Origin of the sequence: Sphingobacterium sp. Lzh-3, assembly GCF_046764375.1 — a bacterium.
In the GTDB taxonomy this organism is placed as follows: Bacteria; Bacteroidota; Bacteroidia; order Sphingobacteriales; family Sphingobacteriaceae; genus Sphingobacterium.
The window spans coordinates 1017539-1042900 of the sequence record NZ_CP177226.1 but is presented as its reverse complement, the minus strand read 5'-3'; the positions used below and the strand labels follow the sequence as shown (position 1 = coordinate 1042900).

The following is a 25362-nucleotide window of genomic DNA, read 5'->3' as shown; positions in this document are numbered from 1 at the left end:
TTTACAATAAGAATGGTATTTTTGTTTCCAAACAATTTTTATGAGTACACCTAATTCGAAAGATCTTATACAAGCTATTAAAGATAAAGGGAAGAATTTAGAAGCAGAAATGTCCTTTTTCGACCACCTTGAGGTTTTAAGATGGCATCTAGTGCGTTCAGCAATTGCGATCTGTATCTTTGCAGGTATTGCCTTTACATTCTACGATTTCGTATTCAACGATATCATCATGGGCCCAAAGAATCTAAATTTTTGGACGTATCGTATGATGTGTAAGGCTGCAGATGCTTTCAATTTGGCAGATTTCTGTGTGAAGAAAATTCCTTTTAATATCATCAATACTGAACTAGCAGGTCAGTTTATGCTTCAGATAAACTCCTGTTTATTGATGGCTTTGATGATGGGATTTCCCTACCTTCTTTTTGAAATCTGGTTATTTGTAAAACCAGCATTGACAGATGTAGAAAGACGCTCAGCACGTGGGTTTGTATTTTACTCGTCTTTATTGTTTATTTTAGGAGCGCTATTCGGATATTACATCGTTGTGCCATTATCCATCAACTTTCTGGCAAATGTATCCCTAAGTGATGAAATCGTCAACCAGATCACTATTGATAATTACCTTTCTACGATAGCAACATTAACATTGGGTTGTGGGATTGTTTTCCTACTTCCAATATTGGTATTTATTCTCTCTAAAATAGGCATTATGACACCTGAATTTATGCGGGCCAGCCGTCGTTATGCAACTGTAATTATTTTAGTGATAGCCGCTGTCATTACACCTTCTGCAGATATTATCACGATGTTGACCGTTGCAGCGCCAATGTTCTTATTATATGAAATCAGTATCATGGTTTCTGCGGATGTCAAAAGAAAAAAATTAGCACAAGAAAAATAAAATAACAATAAAATGAGCAGCGTAAAGAGAATTGCGATTGGAAGCGACCATGCCGGTTTTGAATATAAAACAGCTTTGGTAAGTTTTTTGAATGAACTGGGTTATGAAGTAACAGACTTTGGTACAAACTCTCCAGATTCAGTTGACTATCCAGATTTCGCACACCCAGTAGCATCAGCAGTAGAAAATAAAGAAGCTGATGCCGGAGTCTTAATTTGTGGAAGTGCAAATGGAGTTGCGATCACAGCAAATAAACACCAAAATATCCGTGCTGCTATCTGTTGGTTGGAAGAAATATCTGCTTTGGCCCGTCAGCACAACGATGCTAACGTGGTCTGTATCCCAGCACGTTTTATTGATCTTGACCTTGCTAAAAAGATCGTCAATACATTTATGAATACGGAATTCGAGGGTGGCCGTCACGCCAACCGCGTTAACAAAATAGCTTGTAGCTGTTAATAAATTAACATATTTTAAGAAGCGGATGAAAGGTAAATAACACTTTTCATCCGCTTTTTTTTATATCTTGTACAGATACCGACACCTATTAGACGAATTAGACAGTTGGCACCCGTCTGATTGGGTCGATTAAAATGATAAAATAAAGCGCTGAAAGTCGCACTAGTAAAAATAAACAATGAAGAAAATATACAACCTGCTTTGGATCGCATGCTCCCTGATGAGCTGTGCACAAGCACAGGACGTAAACAGTAAATATGCGGAGGAAATCACCGTAGAATCTACCCAAAAGCATCTACGCACTTTAGCCTCTGTCGATTTCGAAGGCAGAGGAACTGGACAAAAAGGTGGTCGCTTGGCAGCTGAATATATTGCCAATGAATTTAAAAAATATGGTCTCAGTGCGCCCGTCAATGGATCCTATTTCCAACCCCTGCAGCTTATTCGTAACAGCTTTAAGGTAAAGCAATTTAGTATTAACGATAGACCCTTCCAACATGGTAAGGACATTTTTGTCATTGGTAACAATGAGAACAAGTTCTTCGAAAGCAATGAAATTGTGTTTATTGGCTATGGGATAGATGATCCCAAGTATTCGGATATCTCAGGCATGGATCTCCATAATAAGATCGTTATGCTGATCAATGAGAATGAGCCAACAGATGAGAAAGGGAATTCATGGATTACCAGCAAAAAGACTGCTTCGGACTGGGCAACAACCCGAAATAAAAAAGTCAAGGAAATCCTTAAACACAGTCCCAAAATGGTACTAGCCATTAATAGTCAGCTGTCTCAACTTTTGGAGGATGCAGGAGACCGTGCTATTGAGGGCCGTTATAATTTGACGGTGGATCAACCTGCGCCGGAAAAGTCACCCATGATCCCTGTGGTCAATATTACAGACCATGCAGCAAATTATATTCTAAACCTGGCGAGAACCAATCTTGCTACTGTGGTTGCAAAAATTAATCGTACGGGACAACCAAATTCCTTTGCTATTTCAACAAATTTTAAAGCTGAGTTTGGCACCAATGCGGCTCCATTAGCCGATCCTAATATTCTTGGCTACCTGGAAGGAACAGATAAAAAAGACGAAATCGTTGTGATCGGAGGCCACTATGACCACGATGGAATGGATTCCAAAGGAAATATCTTCTTTGGGGCCGATGACAATGCCTCGGGCACAACAGCCGTCCTTGAATTGGCACGCGCTTTTTCTAAAGCCAAATCGACCGGAAATGGTCCACGACGCAGTATTTTGTTCATCACCTATGCGGCAGAAGAAAAAGGTTTACTGGGTTCCAAATTCTATACAGAAAATCCCATATTTCCATTGAAAAACACCGTTGCCTGCATTAATATTGATATGATTGGCCGTGTTGACGACAAACATCTCAAAGGTAATCACGATTATATCCATGCGATCGGTTCAGATAAATTGAGCTCGGAGTTATATCAGATCAATAAAAATGAGAATGAAAAACATACGAAACTGGAGATTGACTATATGTATGACAATCCAAAGGATCCTATGCGCCTCTACTATCGCTCCGATCATTATAACTTCGCCAAGAAAGGTATACCATCTGTATTTTACTTTTCGGGCTTGCATCCGGACTATCACACACCTGCGGATACCTATGACAAGATCGACTTTCCATTGATGGTTAAACGTGAAAAGCTCGCATTTTACACCGCATGGCAAATAGCCAATCGGGAAAATCGCCTGGTGGTTGACAATAATAAAGAGTAAGGTCAAATTATCGCTTGTAAAAAGGATTACTTTATACTATATAAAAAAGCAAGTAAATGATTGTTTACTTGCTTTTTTATGTATTAAAATGACCTTTAGCATAAACCTTTTATCCACAATTATTGTTATCTTTAATACAAAACAAGTATAATTTATGGCTTTTGTAGATTACTATAAAGTGCTTGGCATTGATAAAACAGCTTCAGCTGATGAGATCAAAAAAGCATATCGAAAACTAGCCCGTAAATACCACCCTGATGTCAACCCCAATGACAATGAGGCCAAACAACGATTTCAGGAGATTAATGAGGCAAATGAAGTATTATCCGATCCCGAAAAGCGCAAAAAATATGACCAATACGGTGAACATTGGCAACATGGAGAGGAGTATGAAAAAGCGCAACAACAATACCGTCAGTCCCAATCCACCGGAGGAAACCCATTCGGAGCTGGGGGAAATCCATTTGGTAGCGGCGGCTCCCACGAGTACACCGGAAACTTTGATGATGGGCAATTCTCGGATTTCTTCGAACAGATGTTTGGCAGCAGACGCGGGGGAGGTCGCCAAAGTACATTTCGTGGACAGGACTTTAATGCCGAGCTCAGCTTAACTTTACAAGAAGCTTACACGACACATCAACAGACCTTCAATATCAATGGAAAAAGTATCCGCATCACGATTCATGCTGGAGTGGAGGATGGTCAGAAAATCAAACTGAAAGGATATGGCAGTGAGGGCATCAACGGGGGGCCAAAGGGAGATCTCTATATCACAATTAATATCATACCAGATGCCCGTTTTAAACGCCAGGGGAATGACTTATACACTACACTTGATGTAGACCTCTATACAGCTATTTTAGGCGGCGAAGTGACCTTAGATACGTTCGGTGGAAAAGTTAAACTGAAAATTAAAGCCGAAAGTCAAAATGGCGCAAAAATGCGACTTAAAGGAAAAGGATTCCCCTTATACCGCAAGGAAGGTGAATTTGGCGACCTTTATGTCACATTGAATATCCAAATGCCCAATAATCTATCTGCCGAAGAAAAGGCATTGTTCCAACAGTTGAAGGATTTAAAACAATAATCTTATGGAAACGACACTCATTAAAGTCATCGACTTCTGCCAGTCCAGAAAGGTTGAAACAACGTTTCTGCAAACCATGGAGGAATATGGGCTCATACACATCGTAATTCAACAGGAAGAACAATATATCGATGAAGAAGAACTCCAAAAGTTGGAACGCTTTTCGAATCTCTATTATGACCTTGAAGTAAATCCTGCTGGAATTCAGGTGGCCAGCCATCTATTGGAGAAAGTCGAACAGCTCCAAAATGAAATTTTGCATTTAAAGAATAAATTGAAAGCCCTGGATTATTGATCCAAGGCTTTCAATTTATTCTTTAGAATTCGACATCCCGCTCTGTATTCACCTTAGTCTGCCAAACAATTTTGTCTTGCAATGTGGTATACAGAATTTCATAATCTCCTTTGCAGGTCACAAAGGACCCATAAAAATCACCGGGCTTCATCACGCGGTAAACAACCAGTTTTCGTTCTCCGTCAACTTCACCATAAGCTTTCATTAACATATAGCCTGTTTTATTCACCTTTTCTTCAGGGATTTTATAATCCAAATGCGAACGGCTACTACCATCATCAGGGCATAAAATCTCTGTGCGGCTCGGGGTAAATTTATAACGATCGCGATACATAGCAACATTCGACATGACTACATCCTTTGCCCACGCAATGTCGGTAAAATCCTCGGGTACGAGAAAGATAAGAGACACCATTTTCTCCTGCCAAAGTCGTCCATTAAAAGGAATTACAAAATGAAGCAGCTTTTGTCCCTTAAAAGTTGTAGTCGTATAAAAATATCGTCCTTCTTTATTCTGCTCCCGTTGAAAAGAACTTAGATCAAGTAAATGGTTTTTCTTTCCTTTTATATTTGGCGAGTTGTTCACTACAGCAAGCATATCATACTGATATTTTCCTTCCAGATGTCCAGAAAACAACACTTGATAAGCTGTATCTGAATAACGTAAATAACGCAATACACGACGAAATCGAAGGTCAACCTGATGTGCATTAATCGGACTCGAATTGCCCTGCCAATTTTTGCTTTCCATAATATCATCCCCGAGGAATACCGTGAGCTCTTTGTTTATATTAACAAAATACTCATCTCCTTGTACTGCAAAACCGTTGGGAACTACTTTATAGGACTTACAGGAAGAAAGCATGGCCACAACCACAATAAAATAGAAAATTTGAATGAATCTGCTCTGCATATTTATGATCTAATCTTTACTTCTTTAAATTTAAACGAATCGGCAATGTGTAAGCCACGCGTACCGGTTTACCGTTGACTAATCCCGGTTTCCATTTTTTCGCACCTTTTAGGAGCTCCAATGCCGCCTCTTTGGTTCCATAACCAAGATCTTTTTTTACATCAACATGGGATAAACTACCATCCTTTTCGACAATAAAAGCCACTTCAACAATACCAATAACCTCCCGTTTAATTGCTGCTTCAGGAAAAACAAAATTATCGCCTACCCAAATCATAAAAGATCGCATTCCCCCAATAGGTGTTGGTTGCACCTCAACTTTATCAAAAGTTACTAAATCGGACTGAAAATCCAACGAAAGATTCCAGCGGTCGCGCTCATCTTCTGTCCTTATCGATTTTACTTCCTTGAGTTGTTTTTCTGTGTCTTCACCAGGTTCAGCACCTGGGAATGAATGAGATGACATCCGAGCCTTTCTGCCCAATGTGTCGGTTTCCTCCCAAAAATAAGTTGTTTTTCCGCCAACGGTAACGGGCAAGGAAAGCAGCGATCGAACGACCTTTCCATTGACGATTGCAGGTTTCCATTTCCCACTTGCTTTTACAGCATTTTCCACAGCTGATGCCAGGCCATAGCCCAAATCATTCTTAGCCTTTATATGACTCAAATCACCGTTTTTCTCCACGATGGCTGTGATAACAATTACCCCGATCACATTATTCTTGATTGCTTCATCACTCACCTGGATTCTACTGGCCAATCCCATGACATACTTTTTCATTCCTCCAACTGGAATAGCCAATACCTCCGGATCTTTGTAGACCTTCCTGTCTTCATTTACCTGTTCGTTTTTTAACTCCTCAGGTTGTTTCGATAATGTCTGCTCATCAATCACAGTTAACCTATTGACGCTTTCTTCAACATCTGCTACCATATCCTTGGCCCTACTCGTATTAAAGACCAACGTAGACCCCGATACCACCAATAGCATGGGCAACACAATCACATATAACAAGCGTTGTCTCTGTACAGATTTAACTTTAAATAACATCGTGATGCGCTGCTTTAAAAAAGAATGGTTGGAAAACTCATGTGAAAAAGCCAATTGATCTGTACGTAATGCATGAGCAACCAGCATTTCTGCATAAGCCACTTTATCGGTCGAGCAAATTTCATCTACAATATACTCGTGTTGAAACCTGATTTCTTTTTGAAAGAAATACACAACAGGATTGAACCAATTAAAAATTTTCAGCAGCTCAATCAACACCAAATCGTAGGAATGCCCCTGCGCAGTATGGACCTGCTCATGCCATGCAATATTCTCCTTGTTTTTAATCGATTTTCCAATCACGATCCTATTAAAAAAAGAAAAACTCAGGTATTCAGGAGAAGAGCGCAATACTCGAACAAGTTGCCTGATGCGCACCACCAGGAAAAAAAAGGCGACGCCCACTCCTATCCAATAGATCTTGGTAAGAATATCCAATAGAAAAAGAGGTTTTTCTTCGATCGGGCTCCCGATTTCGACATCCATATATGTTCCTAAATCGACCTGTGGAATATGATTGGAAATCATCTCTGTCTTGGGCAATTCAATAAAAATACCCACGGGAGCTAATAAAGAGAATGCAACCATTCCAATCAGATAGATCCGATTCCACTGAAAAAAAGTAAGTTTTCTAAAAATCAGTTTGTAGAGCACAAAACTGATAATCAATGAAATATTGACAATCAATAAGTAAATCATAATCAAAAGTTTATAAAAGAGGATTGGTTGTTATTTATTACGTTCGATGATGGACAAGATGTCATCAAGTTCTTTGATGTCCAATCTGTTCTCTTCCAAAAAATAAGAGAGCATACTTTTGGGCGAATTATCAAAATAATTGGTTAATAACTTACCTGTAATACCTTTCTTATATTCCTCTTTTGAAATCTTTGGTAAATATCGATGACTTTTCCCAAAAGATTCATGCGTTACAAAGCCCTTTGTTTCAAGAATACGAACGATGGTCGAGACCGTATTGTAAGCCGGTTTCGGTTCCGAAAGTCGATCAATAATCTCTTTGACAAAGCCACGGCCCATCTCCCAGAGCTCTTGCATAATCTGCTCCTCAGCTTTCGTTAACTCTTTAAAATCCTCCATAACTCCTCAAGAATAAAATAAATACCTGAATAATAAATCAATAGACAAGTTATAACTAAAAACATAGTTTAACAACTAATAAATTAGTTTAATAATCAATAAACTGATAATCAGTGTATTATTTTTTTTCAATACGAAATATTGTCATATTTATTCATCGAAATTCTTTTTCCTTGAAGCTTTCAATTGCGACTGTTGTTTCTTTCGATCCAGCCTTTTGAGAACACTCGAATACGGAGTTTTGGTTTTCTTACGAGGTTTTGCTGGCACAAGTGCGGCCGTCAATATACGCGTAAAGCGATCGATTGCGATTTCTTTATTGCGGATCTGCGACCGGTCAATATCGCATTCCAGTTGCAGTATTCCTTCTTTATTTATACGGTTTGTCAACACGGTGAAAATCATCGCTTTTTCTTCGACAGAAACAGCTGTCGAAAGCGCTACATCCCACTGCAGCAATACTTTGGATGACACCTTGTTTACATGTTGTCCCCCTGCTCCGCCCGACCTGGAAAACTTAAACGTAAGTTCTCCTATTACACTTTCTAAATTCATTTATCTTTAAATGCTTCTTCTATTTTTTCCATCTTTTTTAATAGGAACCCCAATTTCTCCACTTGATCCCGCTGTACCTCAACCAGTTCCTGTTCTTTGCGAATAATAAGATGATCTATTTTCTCATGCAATTCCCTAATTTCGAGTTCAGCCTTCAAATTGACGACATAATCGTTTCGAGCACGCTCACGGTCTTTGTCTTCTTGCCGATTTTGACTCATCATGATAACGGGAGCCTGTAAAGCAGCTACACAGGACAAAATAAGATTAAGCAAAATAAAAGGGTAAGGATCAAATCCTTTATTGTTCAACCAATAGATATTCGCTGCAATCCAAACGACTAAAAACAGCATAAAGGAAATAATAAAGGTCCAGCTTCCGCCAAACTCAGCTACTTTGTCTGCAACCCGTTCTCCCAGGGTTAAACATTCTTTGTTATCACCATCCAAACTTGCGCTGATTACTCTATTTTCCCTAAAACTATCGATCACTTGCTGATCCAATTGGCTTAATTGCCCGAATTCATCTTTTAGAAATTCGGCTATATAAGCTTCTTTATATTTCATCAACTCCGTAGCTGCAATATATTTATCCTTACTAAAACTTGGATATTCCTTTTTGATCAGCTTAAAAATGGGCTGTCGAATCGAAGCACCCAAAATACGTTGTTCTACAGGAAATTCTTGTCCTGAAATAGCACTGACGAAGTTCTCCATATACTGATTAAATATGTATTTAAAGATAATGTTTTTTAAGCATTCAAAAAATTCACAAAACTATGGCAATTGGTTTTTGTTATTTTACGCATAAATAGTCGAAATTTGCAACACAAAATTCAGGAGTAAGTATCCTAATTTTCATGTTATCATCTTAAGAAGACAATTGTTAAGCTAAATAACATCGTCCGTGCTTCACGAGCACGATAGCTTATATGCGATAGGCATCAGATGTCTTAGACGACAACACACAGAATACTAACACGAGGTTCCTGGAAACCTTTAAACAAAATTAAACAGCGCTTCTTACGGGATGCCATTAAAAATATACGCTCAGACATAATTACGCAGATGAAAATAGGAATTGTTTGTTATCCCACCTTTGGTGGAAGTGGTGTAGTTGCAACCGAACTAGGAAAGGCTTTGGCCGCTAATGGACATGAGATCCATTTTATCACCTACCGACAACCCGCACGTCTGGATTTCTTCTCTGAAAACCTATACTACCATGAGGTAGCTGTTTCACAGTACCCCCTTTTTGATTTTCTACCCTATGAATCTGCATTAGCCAGCAAATTGGTTGATGTAGTTCGTTTCGAAAAGTTGGATTTGATCCATGTGCACTATGCCATTCCACACGCATCAGCGGCATTTATGGCAAAACAAATTTTACTCACTACGTATGGCATTAATATTCCCGTAGTGACCACCTTACATGGTACAGATATTACACTGGTTGGTAAAGACAAGAGTTTTAGTCCTGTTGTTACATTCTCCATCAATCAATCCGATGGCGTAACTGCGGTATCACAGAATCTGAAAGATCAAACGCTCCAATACTTTGACATTACCCGAGACATCAAAGTGATCCCAAACTTTATTGATCTGGATAGGTTCAGCAATAAAGATCGGTCACATTTCAAAAAAGCCATTGCACCGGGCAATGAACGTATATTGGTTCATACCTCCAACTTTAGAAAAGTTAAGAATACGGAAGATGTTATTCGTATTTTTAAGAAAGTACATGATGTAATCCCTTCCAAATTATTAATGGTAGGTGATGGTCCCGAGCGTCGAAATGCAGAGGAGCTATCCAGAGAACTTGATGTATGCAAAGACGTCCGTTTCTTGGGGAAACAAGACGCAGTGGAAGAAATATTGTCTGTATCAGATCTCTTTCTGATGCCTTCTAGCTCGGAAAGCTTCGGTCTTGCAGCCCTAGAAGCCATGGCCTGTCAAGTTCCGGTCATCTCTTCCAATACCGGAGGTTTACCTGAACTGAATGAAAACGGTGTCACTGGATTTCTGAGTGCGGTGGGTGATGTTGATGATATGGCAAAAAACTCGATTTATATCCTGGAAGATGGAGAGCGCTTAGAGAAATTTAAAGAAGCAGCATTAAATCATGCAAAAAAATTCCAATTGTCTAATATTATGCCTTTGTATGAGCAGTATTATCAAGAAGTCATCAATCAAACAATAAAAGCACAATAAATATCACTTTAAGGCTTAAGGGATAAAAAAAATATTTTATCTTTGACCTTTGGAAAATTTCCAAAAAAACAATTATGAAATACAAACGTATCTTATTAAAACTTAGCGGTGAATCCTTAATGGGTGACCAAAGCTATGGTATCGATATTAACCGTGTATCACAATACGCTAATGATATCAAAGAAATTCACGATCGAGGTTTAGAAATTGCAATTGTTATCGGTGGCGGTAATATATACCGTGGTCTAAGCGCTGAAAAATCAGGCATGGACCGTGTTCAAGCAGACTATATGGGCATGCTTGCCACAGTCATCAACAGCATGGCTCTTCAAGATGCGCTTGAGAAAGTTGGGAAAAAGACACGTTTGCTTACTGCGATCAAAATGGAGCAAATTTGTGAACCTTTTATTCGTAGAAGAGCCGTTCGCCACCTGGAAAAAGGCCGTATTGTTATTTTCGGAGCTGGTACTGGAAATCCATATTTCACCACAGATACTGCAGCATCCTTGCGTGCAATTGAGATCAATGCCGATGCGGTATTGAAAGGAACACGTGTAGATGGTATCTATACTGCAGATCCTGAAAAAGATCCTAGTGCAACAAAATTTGAAGAAATATCATTCACAGAGGTTTATGAGAAAGGATTAAATGTCATGGATATGACTGCCTTTACCCTTTGTCAAGAAAACAAATTACCGATCATCGTATTTGATATGAACAAACCAGGCAATTTATTAAAACTTGCCAATGGTGAACATGTCGGAACTGTGGTTAAATAATTTTAAATCTGTAAAAAACGTAATCTTATATGAACGAACTAATTTCAATTGAATTGGACGATTGTAAAGACAAGATGTCCAAAGCAGTTGCTCACACCGAATCCGAATTAACTAAAATTCGTGCGGGTAAAGCTTCTCCATCTATGTTAGATGGAATTTCAGTAGACTATTATGGCAGCGCCACTCCGCTTTCACAAGTGGCCAACATCAATACAACTGATGCACGGACTATTGTTATCCAACCTTGGGAAAAATCGCTCATCAACGCAATTGAAAAAGCTATCACAGACGCTAACCTAGGAATTAACCCACAGAATGACGGCATCGTTATTCGTCTGAATATCCCTCCTTTGACAGAAGAAAGAAGACGTGATTTGGTTAAGAAAGTAAAAGAAGAAACTGAAAGAGGCCGTATTGGTATTCGTAATATCCGTAAAGATACAAACGAATCCATCAAAAAATTAAAAAATGACGGCGCTTCTGAAGATGAGATCAAAACTGCTGAAGGTGAGGTTCAAAAATTAACGGATGCATTCATTGTAAAAGTTGATAAATTGGCTGAACTGAAAGAAAAAGATATCATGACTGTTTAAGTTTTCCTACTTGAATAGAAAAAAGGTCTGAAAAATATTCAGACCTTTTTTTGGTATAAAGACCTCCCTACTCCCCTTAAAACGGGCACTTACCGACATACAATAGCTTGGCTCTCCGAAGATTTTATCGTTAATAAAATCAACATACTCTTCAAAAATATTCCTTGTTACACCATTGATTTCTGAACAAATAATTGTACATTGTACACTAACAAGTAATCAATTATATGATGAACAATTCTCGCCGTCAATTTTTAAAGCAAGCTGGAATAGGTCTTTCGGCAGCTTATCTGGTGCCCAACTTTATATCTTGTCAAAATAAAGCCGGAGCAATCAGCGACAATCCATTACAGAATATAGGCGTGCAGCTCTATTCCATTCGTGATTTAATGGATAAAGATCCGAAAGGATCTCTGGAACAAATTGCCAAAATTGGGTATAAACATGTTGAGCTCTATGGCATAGACGCCACAGCCAAACAGTTCTGGAAATTACCCTACAAAGAGTTGAAGAAAATATTGGATGATAACGGTCTAAAAACACATTCAGGCCATTATGATATGTCCAAATACCTTAGTAAAGCTCATACCGACAAAGAGGATCTTGCGGTTTATTTTGATGCAGCAAAAGAACTTGGTCAAGAATATGTAATTGCTCCTGTAACACCGATGTTTGATCTGAATGCATTGAAAAAAGACGATTATCTCTATGCTGCAGAGCAATTGAATAAGGCTGGTGAACAGGCTAAAAAATTAGGTTTAAAAGTTGCTTATCACAACCATTTCTGGGAATTTAGGGATCTAGGCAATAATACGACGGGTGAAGAGGTTATGTTAGCATTCACCGAACCCGACTTGGTCGATTTTGAATTAGACCTTTTCTGGGCAGAAAAAGCGGGTAAAAACCCGATAGCTTTGTTTGAAAAATTCCCCAACCGCTTTAAACTTTGGCACGTTAAAGATATGGATAAAACAAAATCCAATCCTATTGAATGGCCTAAAGATGGAAAATTGCCTATCGAACAAATCTTCAACGATATCAAATATACCGAAGTGGGAACCGGAAGCATCAATTTCCCTGAAATTGTTAAAGAAAAGAGCAAATCAGGACTTAAATATGCTTTTGTTGAACAAGATAATATTTATATGCCCAATAAGATGGAAAGTCTTAAAAAGAGCTACGATTATGTTCAGACAAATCTTACAAAATAAAAAAGGGAGCAATGCTCCCTTTTTTATTTTGTGAGATTGTCAACTTAAAATTCGGTATCTTCTACCTCCACTGCGGTCTCGATTACTTTTCTCGCCAACTCTTCTTTAAATTCGATGATATTCTTGCTGATTGTTTCATCATGTGTACCAAGAATCTGAGCAGCCAATATACCTGCATTCTTCGCCGCATTTAAAGCGACAGTTGCTACAGGAATACCATTGGGCATCTGAAGAATAGAAAGTACCGAGTCCCATCCATCAATGGAATTTGATGATTTTACAGGCACGCCTATTACAGGTAAATGTGTAATAGAAGCGACCATTCCTGGCAAATGCGCCGCACCACCAGCTCCAGCAATAATAACTTTCAAACCACGAAATGCTGCATTTTTCGCATAATCAAACATACGTTGTGGTGTACGATGTGCTGAGACGATCGTTACCTCAAATTCCACTCCAAGGGCTTTGAGCACATCTATAGCATCCTGCATAACAGGAAGGTCTGATTTGCTTCCCATGATAATGCCTACCTGGGCCTTATTATTGACTGACATAGTATTGTTTAAGCTTTAACTTTTAATATTTCTTGTACTTTTCTTGCGTTGGAGATCGCTTTCTCCCGATCATCATTGATGATACAAACATGGCCCATTTTGCGGAATGGCTTTGTATATTTCTTACCATACAGATGGATATATACACCTTCCATAGCCAGCACCTCTTCAACCCCCTCATACTTAGCCAACCCTTCATAACCGGCTTCCCCCAAAAGGTTAATCATAACGGCATTCGTTCTGCATCTGGTATCACCTAACGGTAGATTGAATATAGCCCTTAAGTGTTGAGCAAATTGCGACACATAGTTACCCTCTATTGTCTGATGACCACTATTATGCGGGCGCGGAGCCAATTCGTTGACCAGAATATCACCATTTTTCGTTAGGAACATCTCTACAGCCAATATACCTACGATCTGCAAATCATCGGCAATCTTTTTTGCTATCGCCTCCGCGCGTTGTTGAATCTCTACACCATACAAAGACGGCGCAATCAAAAATTCCACCAAGTTAGCCTGAGGATTAAATTCCATCTCCACCATTGGAAATGTAGACACCTCACCCTTATCATTCCGGGCAACAATGACCGCAATTTCCTTTTCAAAATCTACCCATTCTTCAATTAAGCTAGCTTCTTCGAACGCCTCTTGTATATCCTGTTGGGTAACAATCTTCTTCACCCCTTTTCCATCATATCCATCCTTACGTAATTTCTGGATATACGGTAAGTTTAACGAGGCATTTACTAAATTATCCTTATTGGATATCAATTGAAACGCCGACGTTGGTATATCGTTTTGTTTAAAAAATTGCTTTTGTAGACCTTTATCTTGAATCAGACGAATGATACGTGATTGCGGGTACACGATTACTCCCTCGCCTTCCAGTTTCTCCAAAGCATCTACATTCACCTTCTCGATCTCGATCGTGATCATGTCCAAATCCTTACCGAAATTATAGACCGTTTCAAAATCGCCCAATGAACCACATTCAAATTTATTGCACAACTTACGACAAGGAGCATTCTTATCCGGGTCCAATACATGAACATTTACATTGTAATTAATGGCTTCCTGGATGAGCATTCTTCCCAGTTGACCACCGCCAAGAATACCCAATTGCAATTCACCATAAAAATCTTTTGCCATAATTGATTTAAAATCTTATAAAATTTATTTTTTAAGCTTTTCCGTTGAACAATTGCTCACCTAACAAGCTTTCTTTGTCTATCTTTTTTTGCAATTCAATAAAAGCACCAATTAGTGCCTCTGGACGTGGTGGACATCCCTGGACATAAACATCCACAGGGATAACGCGATCTACCCCCTTGACCACATGATAGCCATGCTGCCAATAGGGACCACCACAGTTGGAACAAGAGCCCATCGAAATAACATATTTAGGATCGGGCATCTGTTCATATAGTTTCTTGATACGATCGGCCATCTTAAAGGTAACCGTTCCAGCAATGATGATCACATCGGATTGCCTTGGAGAAGGCCTTGGAAATACGCCCATCCGATCTAAATCGTAAGTTGAAGCCATTGCCCCCATCATTTCAATGGCACAGCAAGCAATACCAAAGCTCATAGGCCACATCGAAGATAATCTTGCCCAATTCAGCAAATCATCTAATTTGGCAACAATAACACCATTATTCTGCAATTGACTATCTAAACTCATGCTTACTCAGGTTTTTTAAATCGAGGTTTAAAGGCTGGTTTCGGCGTCGACACCTGTTCATCTACCGTTGTTTTGTGCGCGACAGTTTCATCTACAACCAGTGCATAATCACGCACCTGATAAATCTTGCTATTCAGGCTTGCATAGGCGCTATCCGGGATAGGTACAGGAACTTTAGGTAAGGACACATTCGGTTTAACCCATTCTAGATCACCCTTTTTCCAGACAAAAACCAATCCTAGAATTAAAATACCAATGAACATAGCCATTTCTATCATGGTAAACCACCCCCATCTTCCATCTGCTGCAATATATTCGGACTGTCCAAATACAGTGGCCCATGGAAAAATAAAAATAAGCTCCACATCAAAAAGTAAAAATACGAGGGCGATCACATAAAACCGTGGATTAAACTGAACCCAAGAAGAACCAATGGGATCCTCTCCACATTCGTAGGTACCAGATTTGATGGGATTATTCTTTTTCGGAGAGATTAAACGTGCAAGAAAAATGGTCGCACAGACTAACAGCGCCCCTATCAGAAGAATGATAAGGATTTTGCCGTATTCCGATAATTGCGCGGGGTCATCCATAATAATTACAAATTTAACAAATATTTCGTTCACTCGGGTGCGGAACTTGAAATTACAAATTATTTCTTTAAAAACAGTTCGAATTTACGGAATCAACCACCAGTATCCTGTCCGCAAGAAACCTAGATTCATCATCCACAGCGCATAGTAGAACCGAAAAAATTAATCAAAAAGGCAATGCAATGATCAAAACCTGCATGGCTTCTTAGACACCAAAAACAATGAAAGCCGACTGAAGGTTCTTTCTGGCCAATAAGACCAGACACTTTCAGAAAAAAAAATAGGGCATCGTATAAAACGATGCCCTTCTTATGATGTAACTATTCTCTAAAAATTACATTTTTCCTGGCATTTTGGGCATATTACGCATCAATTTAGCTGCCATAGCTGGATTAGACATCTGCTTCATGACTTTGCGCATATCACCAAATTGTTTCAATAACTTATTCACTTCGTTAATATCAGTACCTGATCCTTTCGCAATACGTAAACGACGTTTTTGATCAATAACATCCGGATTTTCGCGTTCAAAAGGTGTCATGGAATCGATAATCGCTTCAATGGGTTTGAAAGCATTGTCATCTACTTCAATATCTTTCATTGCTTTACCAACACCAGGGATCATTCCCATGAGGTCTTTCATATTACCCATTTTCTTGATTTGTTGAATCTGGGATTTAAAATCGTTGAAATCGAATTTATTCTTACGGATTTTCTTTTGGAGCTCTGCAGCTTGCTTCTCGTCAAACTGTTGCTGCGCACGTTCTACTAAGGATACGACGTCACCCATACCCAAAATACGGGATGCCATCCGATCGGGGTGGAATACATCCAATGCATCCATCTTTTCACCTGTACCAATAAACTTAATGGGCTTATTAACGACAGATTTAATCGATAATGCAGCACCACCGCGTGTATCACCATCCAACTTAGTCAATACTACACCTGTAAAGTCCAGACGGTCGTTGAACGTTTTAGCTGTATTCACGGCATCTTGACCAGTCATTGAATCCACAACAAATAGGATTTCGTCTGGTTTTGTCGCTTCTTTAACGGCTGTAATCTCTACCATTAAAGGCTCATCGATCGCCAAACGACCAGCTGTATCGATGATTACGACGTTATTTCCATTACGTTTTGCTTCTTCCACACCGGCTTTGGCAATCGCAATAGGATCGTTAGATTCACGATTCACATACACTGGTACGCCCACTTGTTCCGCGAGCACTTCCAATTGATCGATCGCTGCAGGACGATAAACGTCACCAGCCACCAATAATGGTTTTTTATTCTTTTTATCTTTAAGGTACAAGGCCAACTTACCTGAGAAGGTTGTTTTACCAGCACCATTCAAACCCGCAATTAAAATGACTGTCGGATTTTTTCCAGTCTCAAGCTCTGTAACAGATCCGCCCATCAAAGCCGTCAACTCATCATTCATGATCTTCGTCAACAATTGGCCCGGGGAAATACTTGTCAGTACATTTTCGCCTAAAGCTTTTTGTTTAACATCGTCGGTAAAAGTTTTGGCAGTTTTATAATTCACATCGGCATCCAACAACGCTTTGCGAATTTCTTTCATCGTTTCTGCAACGTTGATCTCGGTAATACTACCTTGTCCTTTTAATACTTTAAAGGCCCTATCTAACTTATCTTGAAGATTTGAAAACATAAAATCTGAATCTTATTCTATATAAACAGCAAAGTTAAAAAAATTGTCTATAGTAACCTCATTAACACACCATAAAAAATGCGACTATAAAAAATAATCGCATTTTTGTAGGATAAAGTTACAATACCCGTATTTAATCACTTCTACGGCCACCGAATAAAATCGATGCATAGTATAAAAGTGTTACCAACGCACTTAACGCTGCTACAACATACGTCATCGCTGCCCATTTCAAAGCATCTTTTGCACCGTCATGCTCCTCACCATTATAGGTTACACCAGCATGGTTTAACCATTCCAGCGCACGGTTAGACGCATCAAACTCGACAGGCAAGGTGATAAAAGAAAATAAGGTCGTTATAGCCAGCGCCCCAACTCCAACAGCTAAAAGCCATGGATTACCACCTTTAGAAAAAGCAAACAGCATAACGCCCAGCATCAATACCCATGATGTCAATTTGGAAGCCGCATTCACCATCGGTACCATTGCCGAACGGAATCCCAACCATTTATAGGCTTTAGCATGCTGCACAGCATGACCACATTCGTGCGCCGCTACCGCTGCCGCTGCAACACTGCGACCACTGTAAACTTCAGGACTTAAATTAACGGTTTTATCTGACGGATTATAATGATCTCCCAAACGATCTGGGATAGACAATACCTTTACATCATATATACCGTTATCATTTAACATTTTTTGCGCAATCTCAGCTCCAGACATCCCGTTGCTCAAAGGCATCTCGGAGTATTTCTTAAATTTGTTTTTGAATCTTGTTTGGACAATTAGGCTTACCACCATTATTCCAATAAATAAAATCAAGTACATAGCTATTCAATCGTTTTATAGTTATAATATGACTATCAAACCTTATTCCAATCGTTGAAAAAAGGCGTATGCATAAATTTCTAAGATAAAAAAAGTCTTCGACCTGACAAAAAGAACAGGTTCTTCTGATCTCCACATGACATAATTACCATAATAATTGGACAAATAACCTTGCTTTTGGCTACGATGCAACGAAACACTTACACTGATTAACAAGAATTCAAACTGATTAACAAGAATTCAATACGTATACCCACCGGTCATTTCTGAAGGCGCGCAGTTATTTTAAGTTCGATCAGGGAGATTATTTAAAGAAATGGCTTTTGAATATAGGATGCGCAAAGAATTGTAGCATTGCCTTGTTATAAACACAGGGTGGCAAAATACAAAAACAGCGAAACTCCCTGTGATCCCATTTGAATATAAATAAAAATGGGCGTTTTGTAACGCCCATTTTTATTATAAATAGCCCATTTGCAGGGTAAGATCGGTACCTTCAATCATCTTACGTAAATTGCTCAATGCGTAGCGCATTCTCCCCAGAGCAGTATTAATACTTACTTCGGTTATTTCCGCAATATCTTTAAAACTCATATCACAAAAGTGCCGCATAATGAGCACCTCTTTTTGATCGTCCGGAAGTTTTTGGATCATTTTCTTAAGATCAACATCAACCTGTTGTTTGAGCATTTTTGACTCTGCGCTTTCATCACTAAATTCGAGCACCTCAAAAATATCAAAGCCATCCGCATTCACAATATTTGGAGCACGTTTTGCTTTCCTAAAAAAGTCAACAATCATATTGTGTGCTATACGAATAGCCCAAGGTAAAAACTTACCCTCTTCATTATATTTACCGGATTTTAATGTGTTGATGATTTTAATGAAAGTCTCCTGGAAAATATCTTCAGCAAGATATTCATCTTTTACTTTCATATATATGGAAGTATATATTTTCGATTTATATCGATTCAACAATGCCTCTAGACCGGACTCTTGGCCACCGACATACATTTGGATCAACTCTTGATCGCTTTTACCTTTTAGAAGTCTCATACGTCACTTACTTTTTTAGCAGTTCGCAAATAAATTATCAGTTCTGTGTTAAAATGTAAATGTTTGCCGTATAAACTATCCTTTCTTATTGTAAAACAATCAATTAATCTAAAACCAAATTACCGCAAAATAAATGAGTAATCAAATTATTACAATTTATTTTAAGGTTTTTTAACATTTAAAAATAAGTTATCTGCCTCACATTTCCAAACCGAGCTCTTAAGGCAATTCTCCTAATCCCTCCGAAACAAGCTGGAACCAGCAGTTGTACATGAGAAAGACAACACGCCAATGAGGCATTATTTAATCCGAACTTTATAGGGAGTTAATAGGGACCTCATAGGGACCTCATTCGGATGAGCCCCTATTTAAACCGTATAAAATACGGATCAGGTTCTTATATAATTCCCGTGACAAGTTAAATTGGTACGGACGTATACCATACATGTTACGCTGAAAATAGCTGTAAATAAAAAAGCGGAACCACCGCATCGGTGATTCCGCTTTTTTTTATTCCTAGGGGAATTCCTTATTTATACAATGGGAACTCAGCCATCATTGCTTTTACTTTACCATGGATCAAATCCAGTTGAGCATCGTTAGATGCATTTTTCAATGCCTCATCGATCAATTCGCCGATTTGTATAATTTCATTCTCTTTAATACCACGTGTTGTAATTGCAGCAGTACCAAAACGTACACCTGAAGTCACAAAAGGAGAACGTGTGTCGAAAGGAACCATGTTTTTATTTGTTGTGATACCGGCTTTACCTAATACAGCTTCCGCTTCTTTACCAGAAATATCTTTGTTGCGAAGATCCACCAACATCAAGTGATTGTCTGTACCACCCGAGATGATCTTGTAATCTCTTTCTACAAAGAATTGTGCCAATGCAGCTGCATTTTTCTTTACCTGAACGATATATTCCATATACTCATCGGATAAAGCCTCACCGTAAGCGATTGCTTTCGCTGCAATTGTATGCTCCAAAGGACCACCTTGTGTACCTGGGAATACAGCTAAATCCAATAATTGCGTGATTGTACGGATTTCACCTTTAGGTGTTTTGATACCCCATGGATTTTCAAAATCTTTACCGACCATAATCATACCACCACGTGGACCACGAAGCGTTTTGTGTGTCGTTGTCGTAACGATATGGCAATGTGGAAGTGGATCATTCAATAAACCACGAGCGATTAAACCTGCAGGGTGAGAAATATCAGCCATTACGATAGCACCAATTTCGTCAGCAACTTTACGAATGCGCGCGTAATCCCAATCGCGAGAATAAGCCGAAGCACCACAGATGATCATCTTTGGTTTTTCACGAAGCGCTGTTTCTTCCAATTGCTCGTAGTCAATTAGGCCTGTATCTTCTTTTACACCATAAAATAATGGTTGATAGATCTTACCAGATAAGTTCGCTGGTGAACCGTGTGTCAAGTGACCACCGTGAGATAAATCAAGACCTAAAATTTTGTCGCCAGGTTTGATTGTCGCCAAAAAAACAGCCGCATTTGCTTGAGCACCAGAGTGAGGCTGAACATTTACCCATTCTGCGCCAAATAATTGTTTTGCACGATCAATTGCGATGGTTTCAATCTCATCCACAACTTCACAACCTCCATAGTAACGTTTTCCTGGGAGGCCTTCTGCATATTTATTTGTCAACACTGAACCAGCAGCTTCCATCACTTGTTTTGAAACAAAGTTTTCTGAAGCAATTAATTCAATACCTTCTTCTTGGCGTTTAAGCTCATCAGCTATTAAATTAAAAATGGCTTGATCTCTTTCCATTGTTTTTAAATGTTGTAAAGTAAATTTTGTAGTTTATTTTAATGCCTCAAAGATAGCATATTCCATAAAGAATATCGACAAAAAGTCCTATTTAATTAAATGTTCTTAGAAAAACAGCCTTATTTATGCGAATTACCTAATTAGGCCAAGATCATTTTATGGTGCTATCGGACCGAATAAGCGTACGAAGAATTGAATGTTTCGAAAATGTCAAAAAATCCCGGTCAAGCAATTTGCCATTAAAAAAATGTATTTTTGTATTGGATTGGCTAAAACACTATTACAATGAGTACAGAACATACAGCAGTTGCTCCTGTTTCTTTAACAGAAGGGGCAATCAAAGAACTAAATAAATTAAAGGATCAACAAGAAATCTCTGATGATTTTGGTTTACGTGTCGGTGTTGAAGGCGGTGGTTGTTCCGGTATGAGTTATATCTTGGGCTTTGACCAGAAAAAGGACGGCGATAACGAATACGAAATTCAAGGAATTCGCATCTTTATGAACAAAGCACATGGCCTCTATCTTGCCGGTATGGAAATCGACTTCAAATCGGGACTCGATGCAAGGGGCTTCACATTCAATAATCCCAATGCAACAAGTACCTGCGGTTGCGGAAGCAGTTTTTCAGCATAACTGAATTTCAGCACGAATGAAATAACAAAGGGACTGCCATAGGTAGTCCCTTTGTCGTAGCAGATGCTTCCATCATTTTCGCCAGTTGATCGAGTGAAGATTTCAAAAAGTTCAACCTCGATTTAATGATATAAGCACAACAAAGCCCTCTTTCATTTTCCATCATAAATCACTAAATTAGCGACCTTTAGAAAAGAAGCATACAACAGTCTGATGTACAAAGAATATAAGCAGTTAAATTTACCCGAGATAGGTAAAGAGATTTTGACCCGTTGGGAACAGGAAAAAATATTCGAAAAAAGTATCAATAATCGTCCTGAAAGCAAGACCTATACATTTTTTGAAGGTCCGCCTTCTGCAAATGGAATGCCTGGAATTCACCACGTGATGGCACGTACGATTAAGGATATTTTCTGTCGTTACAAGACTTTGAAAGGTTACCAAGTGAAACGAAAAGGCGGCTGGGATACCCATGGTCTGCCCATTGAACTTGCTGTCGAAAAAGCTCTTGGAATCACAAAAGAGGATATCGGCAAAAAGATTACCGTAGAACAATATAATGACGCTTGTCGCAAGGAGGTAATGAAATATACCGATGTATGGAATGACCTAACCACCAAAATGGGCTATTGGGTTGACCTTGAACATCCTTATATTACTTACAAGAATGAATACATCGAAACCTTATGGTATTTATTGAAAGAACTTTACAAAAAAGGTCTTTTGTACAAGGGTTATACGATACAACCTTACTCTCCGGCAGCAGGTACAGGATTGAGTTCGCATGAACTTAACCAGCCCGGCACCTATAAAGATGTTAAAGATACCACCATCGTTGCAGAATTTAGACTGATCAAAAGTCAGCTTCACCCAGCTATAGAAAAATTAGTTGACGACGATGCGGAGGATGTAGCATTCATTGCCTGGACGACCACGCCATGGACTTTGCCGTCCAACACAGCCTTGGTTGTAGGCAAGAAAATAAATTATGTTAAGATCCGAACTTTCAATAAATATACCGGTGCTCCTGTATCTGTCGTATTAGCGAAAGATTTGATCAGCAAACATTTTAAAGCGGAAGGAGAAAATGCATCCTTCCAAGACTATAAATTGGGCGACAAAGTAATTCCCTGGGAGCTGGCAGCAGAATTTGTAGGCGAAGAGCTTGTTGGCTTGCGCTATGAGCAATTGTTACCCTATATCACCAACGAGGACTTACAAGAAAATGCTTTCCGCGTTATTCCAGGCGACTTTGTTACGACTGAAGACGGTACCGGTATCGTCCACGCTGCTCCTACTTATGGTGCGGATGACTTTCGTGTAGCAAAAGAACATGGTGTACCGGGCATCTTGGTGAAAGATGAAAATGGAAAAGAGGTACCTACTGTTGACCGTACTGGACGTTTTGTAAGTGAAATCACAGATTTTGCCGGAAGATTTGTCAAAGAGGAATATTACAGCGCTGAGGAACGTTCAAAAGAAGACTTCAAACCCACAGACGTGTTGATCTCTATCAAACTAAAAGAGGACAACAAAGCTTTCGATGTCAAAAAATATGAGCATACCTATCCACATTGTTGGCGTACCGACAAACCTGTTCTATACTATCCATTAGATAGCTGGTTTATCCGCACGACAGCAGTGAAGGAAGATTTGGTTGCATTAAATAAAACCATCAACTGGAAACCTGAAGCAACCGGTACCGGCCGCTTTGGAAACTGGTTAGAAAACTTAGTAGACTGGAACCTTTCGCGTTCGCGTTACTGGGGAACTCCACTTCCTATCTGGCGTTCAGAAGACGAAAATGAAGAGGTTTGTATCGGTTCCTTACCTGAATTAAAGTCTTTATTGGAAGCTTCTTTGACCTCTGATGTTTTGTCTGACGATGAAAAAGCGAAGAATAAAGCTTACTTGGATAAATTCGACACCGAGCAACTGGATCTTCACCGTCCATATGTGGACGATATCGTTCTTGTTTCTGATGCCGGACAAAAATTATTCCGCGAACCTGATCTGATCGACGTCTGGTTTGATTCGGGGGCAATGCCTTATGCGCAATGGGGATTGGATCACGAAAAATTAGCCAAAGGCGAAGAGTTTCCTTTTAAAGCTGGATTCGATCATGCATACCCGGCAGATTTTATCGCTGAAGGAGTTGATCAAACACGGGGTTGGTTTTTCACCTTGCATGCGATTTCTACGATGATGTATAAATCGGTTTCCTTCAAAAACGTGGTTTCCAATGGCTTGGTGTTGGATAAAAATGGAAATAAGATGTCCAAACGCCTAGGCAATGGTGTTGATCCATTCTCAACGATCGATCAATACAGTGCCGATGCAACACGCTGGTACATGATCAGTAATGCCGCACCATGGGACAACCTTAAATTCAATATGGAAGGGTTGGATGAAGTCCGTCGTAAATTCTTTGGTACTTTATATAATACCTACGCTTTTTTTGCATTGTATGCCAATATCGATAAGTTCTCGTATTCAGAACCAGATATTGCTTTGGAAAAACGTCCTGAAATTGACCGCTGGATTATCTCCTTGTTAAATTCGTTGACCAAGGAAGTAGATGAATACTTAGCGGATTACGAGCCTACAAAGGCCGCGCGCGCTATTCAAAACTTTGTTGATGAACATCTCAGCAACTGGTATGTCCGTCTTTGCCGTCGTCGTTTCTGGAAAGGAGATTATACAGAAGATAAAATTTCGGCCTATCAAACACTTTATACCTGTCTTGATACGATTGCGAAATTAATGTCGCCAATATCACCTTTCTTCTCGGATAGATTATTCCTGGATTTGAATTCAGCCACGAACAAGGAACAAGTTGAATCTGTTCACCTGGCGAATTTCCCGGTTTATAATGAAAGTCTAGTCGATAAAGATCTGGAAGAACGCATGGCTTTAGCGCAGGATATCTCATCGCTGACACTTTCTTTACGGAAGAAAACTTCCATCAATGTACGTCAACCATTAAACAAAATTTTGGTTCCGGTACTGGATAGTGCTTTCCAAGAAAAGGTAGAGAAAGTAAAAGATCTGATACTTTCTGAAACCAATATCAAAGATATCGAGTTCATTACAGATACCACTGGTATTATTAAGAAAAAAATAAAACCAAATTTCAAAGCTCTTGGCGCGAAAGTTGGTAAGGATATGAAGTTAGTTTCTTCGTCTATCCAATCGTTGACTATAGATCAAATCAGCACGTTGGAATCAACAGGCGAATTGGCCCTAGCAGGCACGCCATATACGATTTTACTGAGCGATGTAGAAATTATAGCAGAAGACGTTGAAGGATGGCAGGTAGCAAATCTAGGTAAATTGACCGTAGCATTAGATGTACATATCACCGAAGAATTGAAAAAAGAAGGTTTGTCAAGAGAATTGATCAACCGCCTACAAAATCTAAGGAAGGATAAAGGATTAGAAGTCACTGATAGAATTAACGTAAAGTTAACAGCTGCTTCAGAAGTGGTCAATGCTGCCAACGAAAATTTATCGTATATTTGCACCGAAATTCTGGCCGATTCATTGGTATTTGAAGATTCACTAACTGAAGGAGAGACCATCGAGATCGATGGCAAAGAACTTAAGGCATTAATCCAAAAAAATTAA

The 25362-nt window shown here is 39.1% G+C and carries 24 protein-coding genes; 11 read left to right on the top strand and 13 right to left on the bottom strand.

The window, feature by feature from the left end; translation table 11 throughout:
* Positions 1 to 40 precede the first annotated feature (40 nt).
* The 5 genes from tatC (at position 41) to ACLCDV_RS04255 (ending at position 4495) form a co-directional block, all read left to right on the top strand.
* Positions 41 to 901, top strand: coding sequence for a twin-arginine translocase subunit TatC (gene tatC, locus ACLCDV_RS04275; protein WP_317668341.1), 861 nt, complete (start codon positions 41 to 43; stop codon positions 899 to 901).
* Positions 902 to 913: 12 nt separating this feature from the next.
* Positions 914 to 1360 (top strand): ribose 5-phosphate isomerase B, encoded by a 447-nt coding sequence (gene rpiB / locus ACLCDV_RS04270; RefSeq protein ID WP_411972970.1) that lies wholly within the window; start codon positions 914 to 916, stop codon positions 1358 to 1360.
* Positions 1361 to 1538: 178 nt separating this feature from the next.
* Positions 1539 to 3113, top strand: a complete 1575-nt coding sequence (locus ACLCDV_RS04265; protein WP_411972969.1) for a M28 family peptidase — start codon at positions 1539 to 1541, stop codon at positions 3111 to 3113.
* A 154-nt stretch (positions 3114 to 3267) separates the two neighbouring features.
* Positions 3268 to 4200, top strand: a complete 933-nt coding sequence (locus tag ACLCDV_RS04260) for a J domain-containing protein (RefSeq protein ID WP_317668343.1) — start codon at positions 3268 to 3270, stop codon at positions 4198 to 4200.
* A 4-nt stretch (positions 4201 to 4204) separates the two neighbouring features.
* A complete protein-coding gene (locus ACLCDV_RS04255) occupies positions 4205 to 4495 on the top strand; it encodes a chaperone modulator CbpM (protein WP_317668344.1) in 291 nt (96 codons plus the stop codon).
* A 22-nt stretch (positions 4496 to 4517) separates the two neighbouring features.
* Here the strand turns inward: ACLCDV_RS04255 and ACLCDV_RS04250 are convergent, their stop codons facing one another.
* The 5 genes from ACLCDV_RS04250 to ACLCDV_RS04230 all read right to left on the bottom strand — a co-directional run bounded on the left by ACLCDV_RS04250 (position 4518) and on the right by ACLCDV_RS04230 (position 8828).
* Positions 4518 to 5408: a hypothetical protein gene (locus ACLCDV_RS04250; protein ID WP_317668345.1), complete on the bottom strand. Its 891-nt coding sequence runs from the start codon at positions 5406 to 5408 to the stop codon at positions 4518 to 4520.
* 16 nt (positions 5409 to 5424) lie between these two features.
* Positions 5425 to 7158 (bottom strand): energy transducer TonB, encoded by a 1734-nt coding sequence (locus ACLCDV_RS04245; protein ID WP_411972968.1) that lies wholly within the window; start codon positions 7156 to 7158, stop codon positions 5425 to 5427.
* Positions 7159 to 7188: 30 nt separating this feature from the next.
* Positions 7189 to 7557, bottom strand: a complete 369-nt coding sequence (locus ACLCDV_RS04240; RefSeq protein WP_317668347.1) for a BlaI/MecI/CopY family transcriptional regulator — start codon at positions 7555 to 7557, stop codon at positions 7189 to 7191.
* Positions 7558 to 7707: 150 nt separating this feature from the next.
* On the bottom strand, positions 7708 to 8112 hold the full coding sequence (gene arfB / locus ACLCDV_RS04235; protein WP_411972967.1) for an alternative ribosome rescue aminoacyl-tRNA hydrolase ArfB: 405 nt from the start codon (positions 8110 to 8112) through the stop codon (positions 7708 to 7710).
* Entirely contained in the window at positions 8109 to 8828 is a 720-nt protein-coding gene (locus ACLCDV_RS04230; RefSeq protein WP_411972966.1) for a DUF1003 domain-containing protein, read from the bottom strand. The genes arfB and ACLCDV_RS04230 overlap by 4 nt, the downstream gene beginning before the upstream one ends.
* 351 nt (positions 8829 to 9179) lie before the next feature.
* Between ACLCDV_RS04230 and bshA the strand changes: the two genes are divergently transcribed.
* The 4 genes from bshA (at position 9180) to ACLCDV_RS04210 (ending at position 12905) form a co-directional block, all read left to right on the top strand.
* Complete coding sequence (gene bshA, locus ACLCDV_RS04225; RefSeq protein WP_317668350.1) at positions 9180 to 10322, top strand: N-acetyl-alpha-D-glucosaminyl L-malate synthase BshA; 1143 nt, start codon at positions 9180 to 9182, stop codon at positions 10320 to 10322.
* A 74-nt stretch (positions 10323 to 10396) separates the two neighbouring features.
* Complete coding sequence (gene pyrH, locus ACLCDV_RS04220) at positions 10397 to 11101, top strand: UMP kinase (protein WP_411972965.1); 705 nt, start codon at positions 10397 to 10399, stop codon at positions 11099 to 11101.
* Positions 11102 to 11130: 29 nt separating this feature from the next.
* Complete coding sequence (frr, locus tag ACLCDV_RS04215) at positions 11131 to 11694, top strand: ribosome recycling factor (RefSeq protein ID WP_317668351.1); 564 nt, start codon at positions 11131 to 11133, stop codon at positions 11692 to 11694.
* Positions 11695 to 11921: 227 nt separating this feature from the next.
* Complete coding sequence (locus tag ACLCDV_RS04210) at positions 11922 to 12905, top strand: sugar phosphate isomerase/epimerase (RefSeq protein WP_317668352.1); 984 nt, start codon at positions 11922 to 11924, stop codon at positions 12903 to 12905.
* A 44-nt stretch (positions 12906 to 12949) separates the two neighbouring features.
* On the opposite strand, the gene purE is transcribed toward ACLCDV_RS04210, so the two are convergent.
* The 8 genes from purE to glyA all read right to left on the bottom strand — a co-directional run bounded on the left by purE (position 12950) and on the right by glyA (position 21099).
* Complete coding sequence (purE, locus tag ACLCDV_RS04205) at positions 12950 to 13459, bottom strand: 5-(carboxyamino)imidazole ribonucleotide mutase (protein ID WP_088160297.1); 510 nt, start codon at positions 13457 to 13459, stop codon at positions 12950 to 12952.
* Positions 13460 to 13467: 8 nt separating this feature from the next.
* A complete protein-coding gene (locus tag ACLCDV_RS04200; protein ID WP_317668353.1) occupies positions 13468 to 14610 on the bottom strand; it encodes a 5-(carboxyamino)imidazole ribonucleotide synthase in 1143 nt (380 codons plus the stop codon).
* Positions 14611 to 14641: 31 nt separating this feature from the next.
* The gene (locus ACLCDV_RS04195; protein WP_075991127.1) at positions 14642 to 15145 is read right to left on the bottom strand and encodes an NADH-quinone oxidoreductase subunit B; all 504 of its coding nucleotides are present in this window, start codon (positions 15143 to 15145) and stop codon (positions 14642 to 14644) included.
* Between the two features lie 2 nt (positions 15146 to 15147).
* Entirely contained in the window at positions 15148 to 15771 is a 624-nt protein-coding gene (locus ACLCDV_RS04190) for an NADH-quinone oxidoreductase subunit A (protein WP_411972964.1), read from the bottom strand.
* A gap of 301 nt (positions 15772 to 16072) precedes the next feature.
* Positions 16073 to 17413 carry a signal recognition particle protein gene (ffh, locus tag ACLCDV_RS04185; protein WP_046674043.1) on the bottom strand — a complete coding sequence of 447 codons (1341 nt, stop codon included), beginning with the start codon at positions 17411 to 17413 and terminating at the stop codon, positions 16073 to 16075.
* Positions 17414 to 17546: 133 nt separating this feature from the next.
* Positions 17547 to 18242 (bottom strand): zinc metallopeptidase, encoded by a 696-nt coding sequence (locus tag ACLCDV_RS04180; protein WP_411972963.1) that lies wholly within the window; start codon positions 18240 to 18242, stop codon positions 17547 to 17549.
* A 459-nt stretch (positions 18243 to 18701) separates the two neighbouring features.
* The gene (locus ACLCDV_RS04175; RefSeq protein WP_075991123.1) at positions 18702 to 19298 is read right to left on the bottom strand and encodes an RNA polymerase sigma factor; all 597 of its coding nucleotides are present in this window, start codon (positions 19296 to 19298) and stop codon (positions 18702 to 18704) included.
* 529 nt (positions 19299 to 19827) lie between these two features.
* Positions 19828 to 21099: a serine hydroxymethyltransferase gene (gene glyA / locus ACLCDV_RS04170; RefSeq protein WP_046674046.1), complete on the bottom strand. Its 1272-nt coding sequence runs from the start codon at positions 21097 to 21099 to the stop codon at positions 19828 to 19830.
* Positions 21100 to 21384: 285 nt separating this feature from the next.
* On the opposite strand from glyA, the gene ACLCDV_RS04165 reads away from it, so the two are divergent.
* Positions 21385 to 21735: a HesB/IscA family protein gene (locus ACLCDV_RS04165; RefSeq protein ID WP_046674047.1), complete on the top strand. Its 351-nt coding sequence runs from the start codon at positions 21385 to 21387 to the stop codon at positions 21733 to 21735.
* A gap of 213 nt (positions 21736 to 21948) precedes the next feature.
* The gene (gene ileS / locus ACLCDV_RS04160) at positions 21949 to 25362 is read left to right on the top strand and encodes an isoleucine--tRNA ligase (protein ID WP_120333468.1); all 3414 of its coding nucleotides are present in this window, start codon (positions 21949 to 21951) and stop codon (positions 25360 to 25362) included.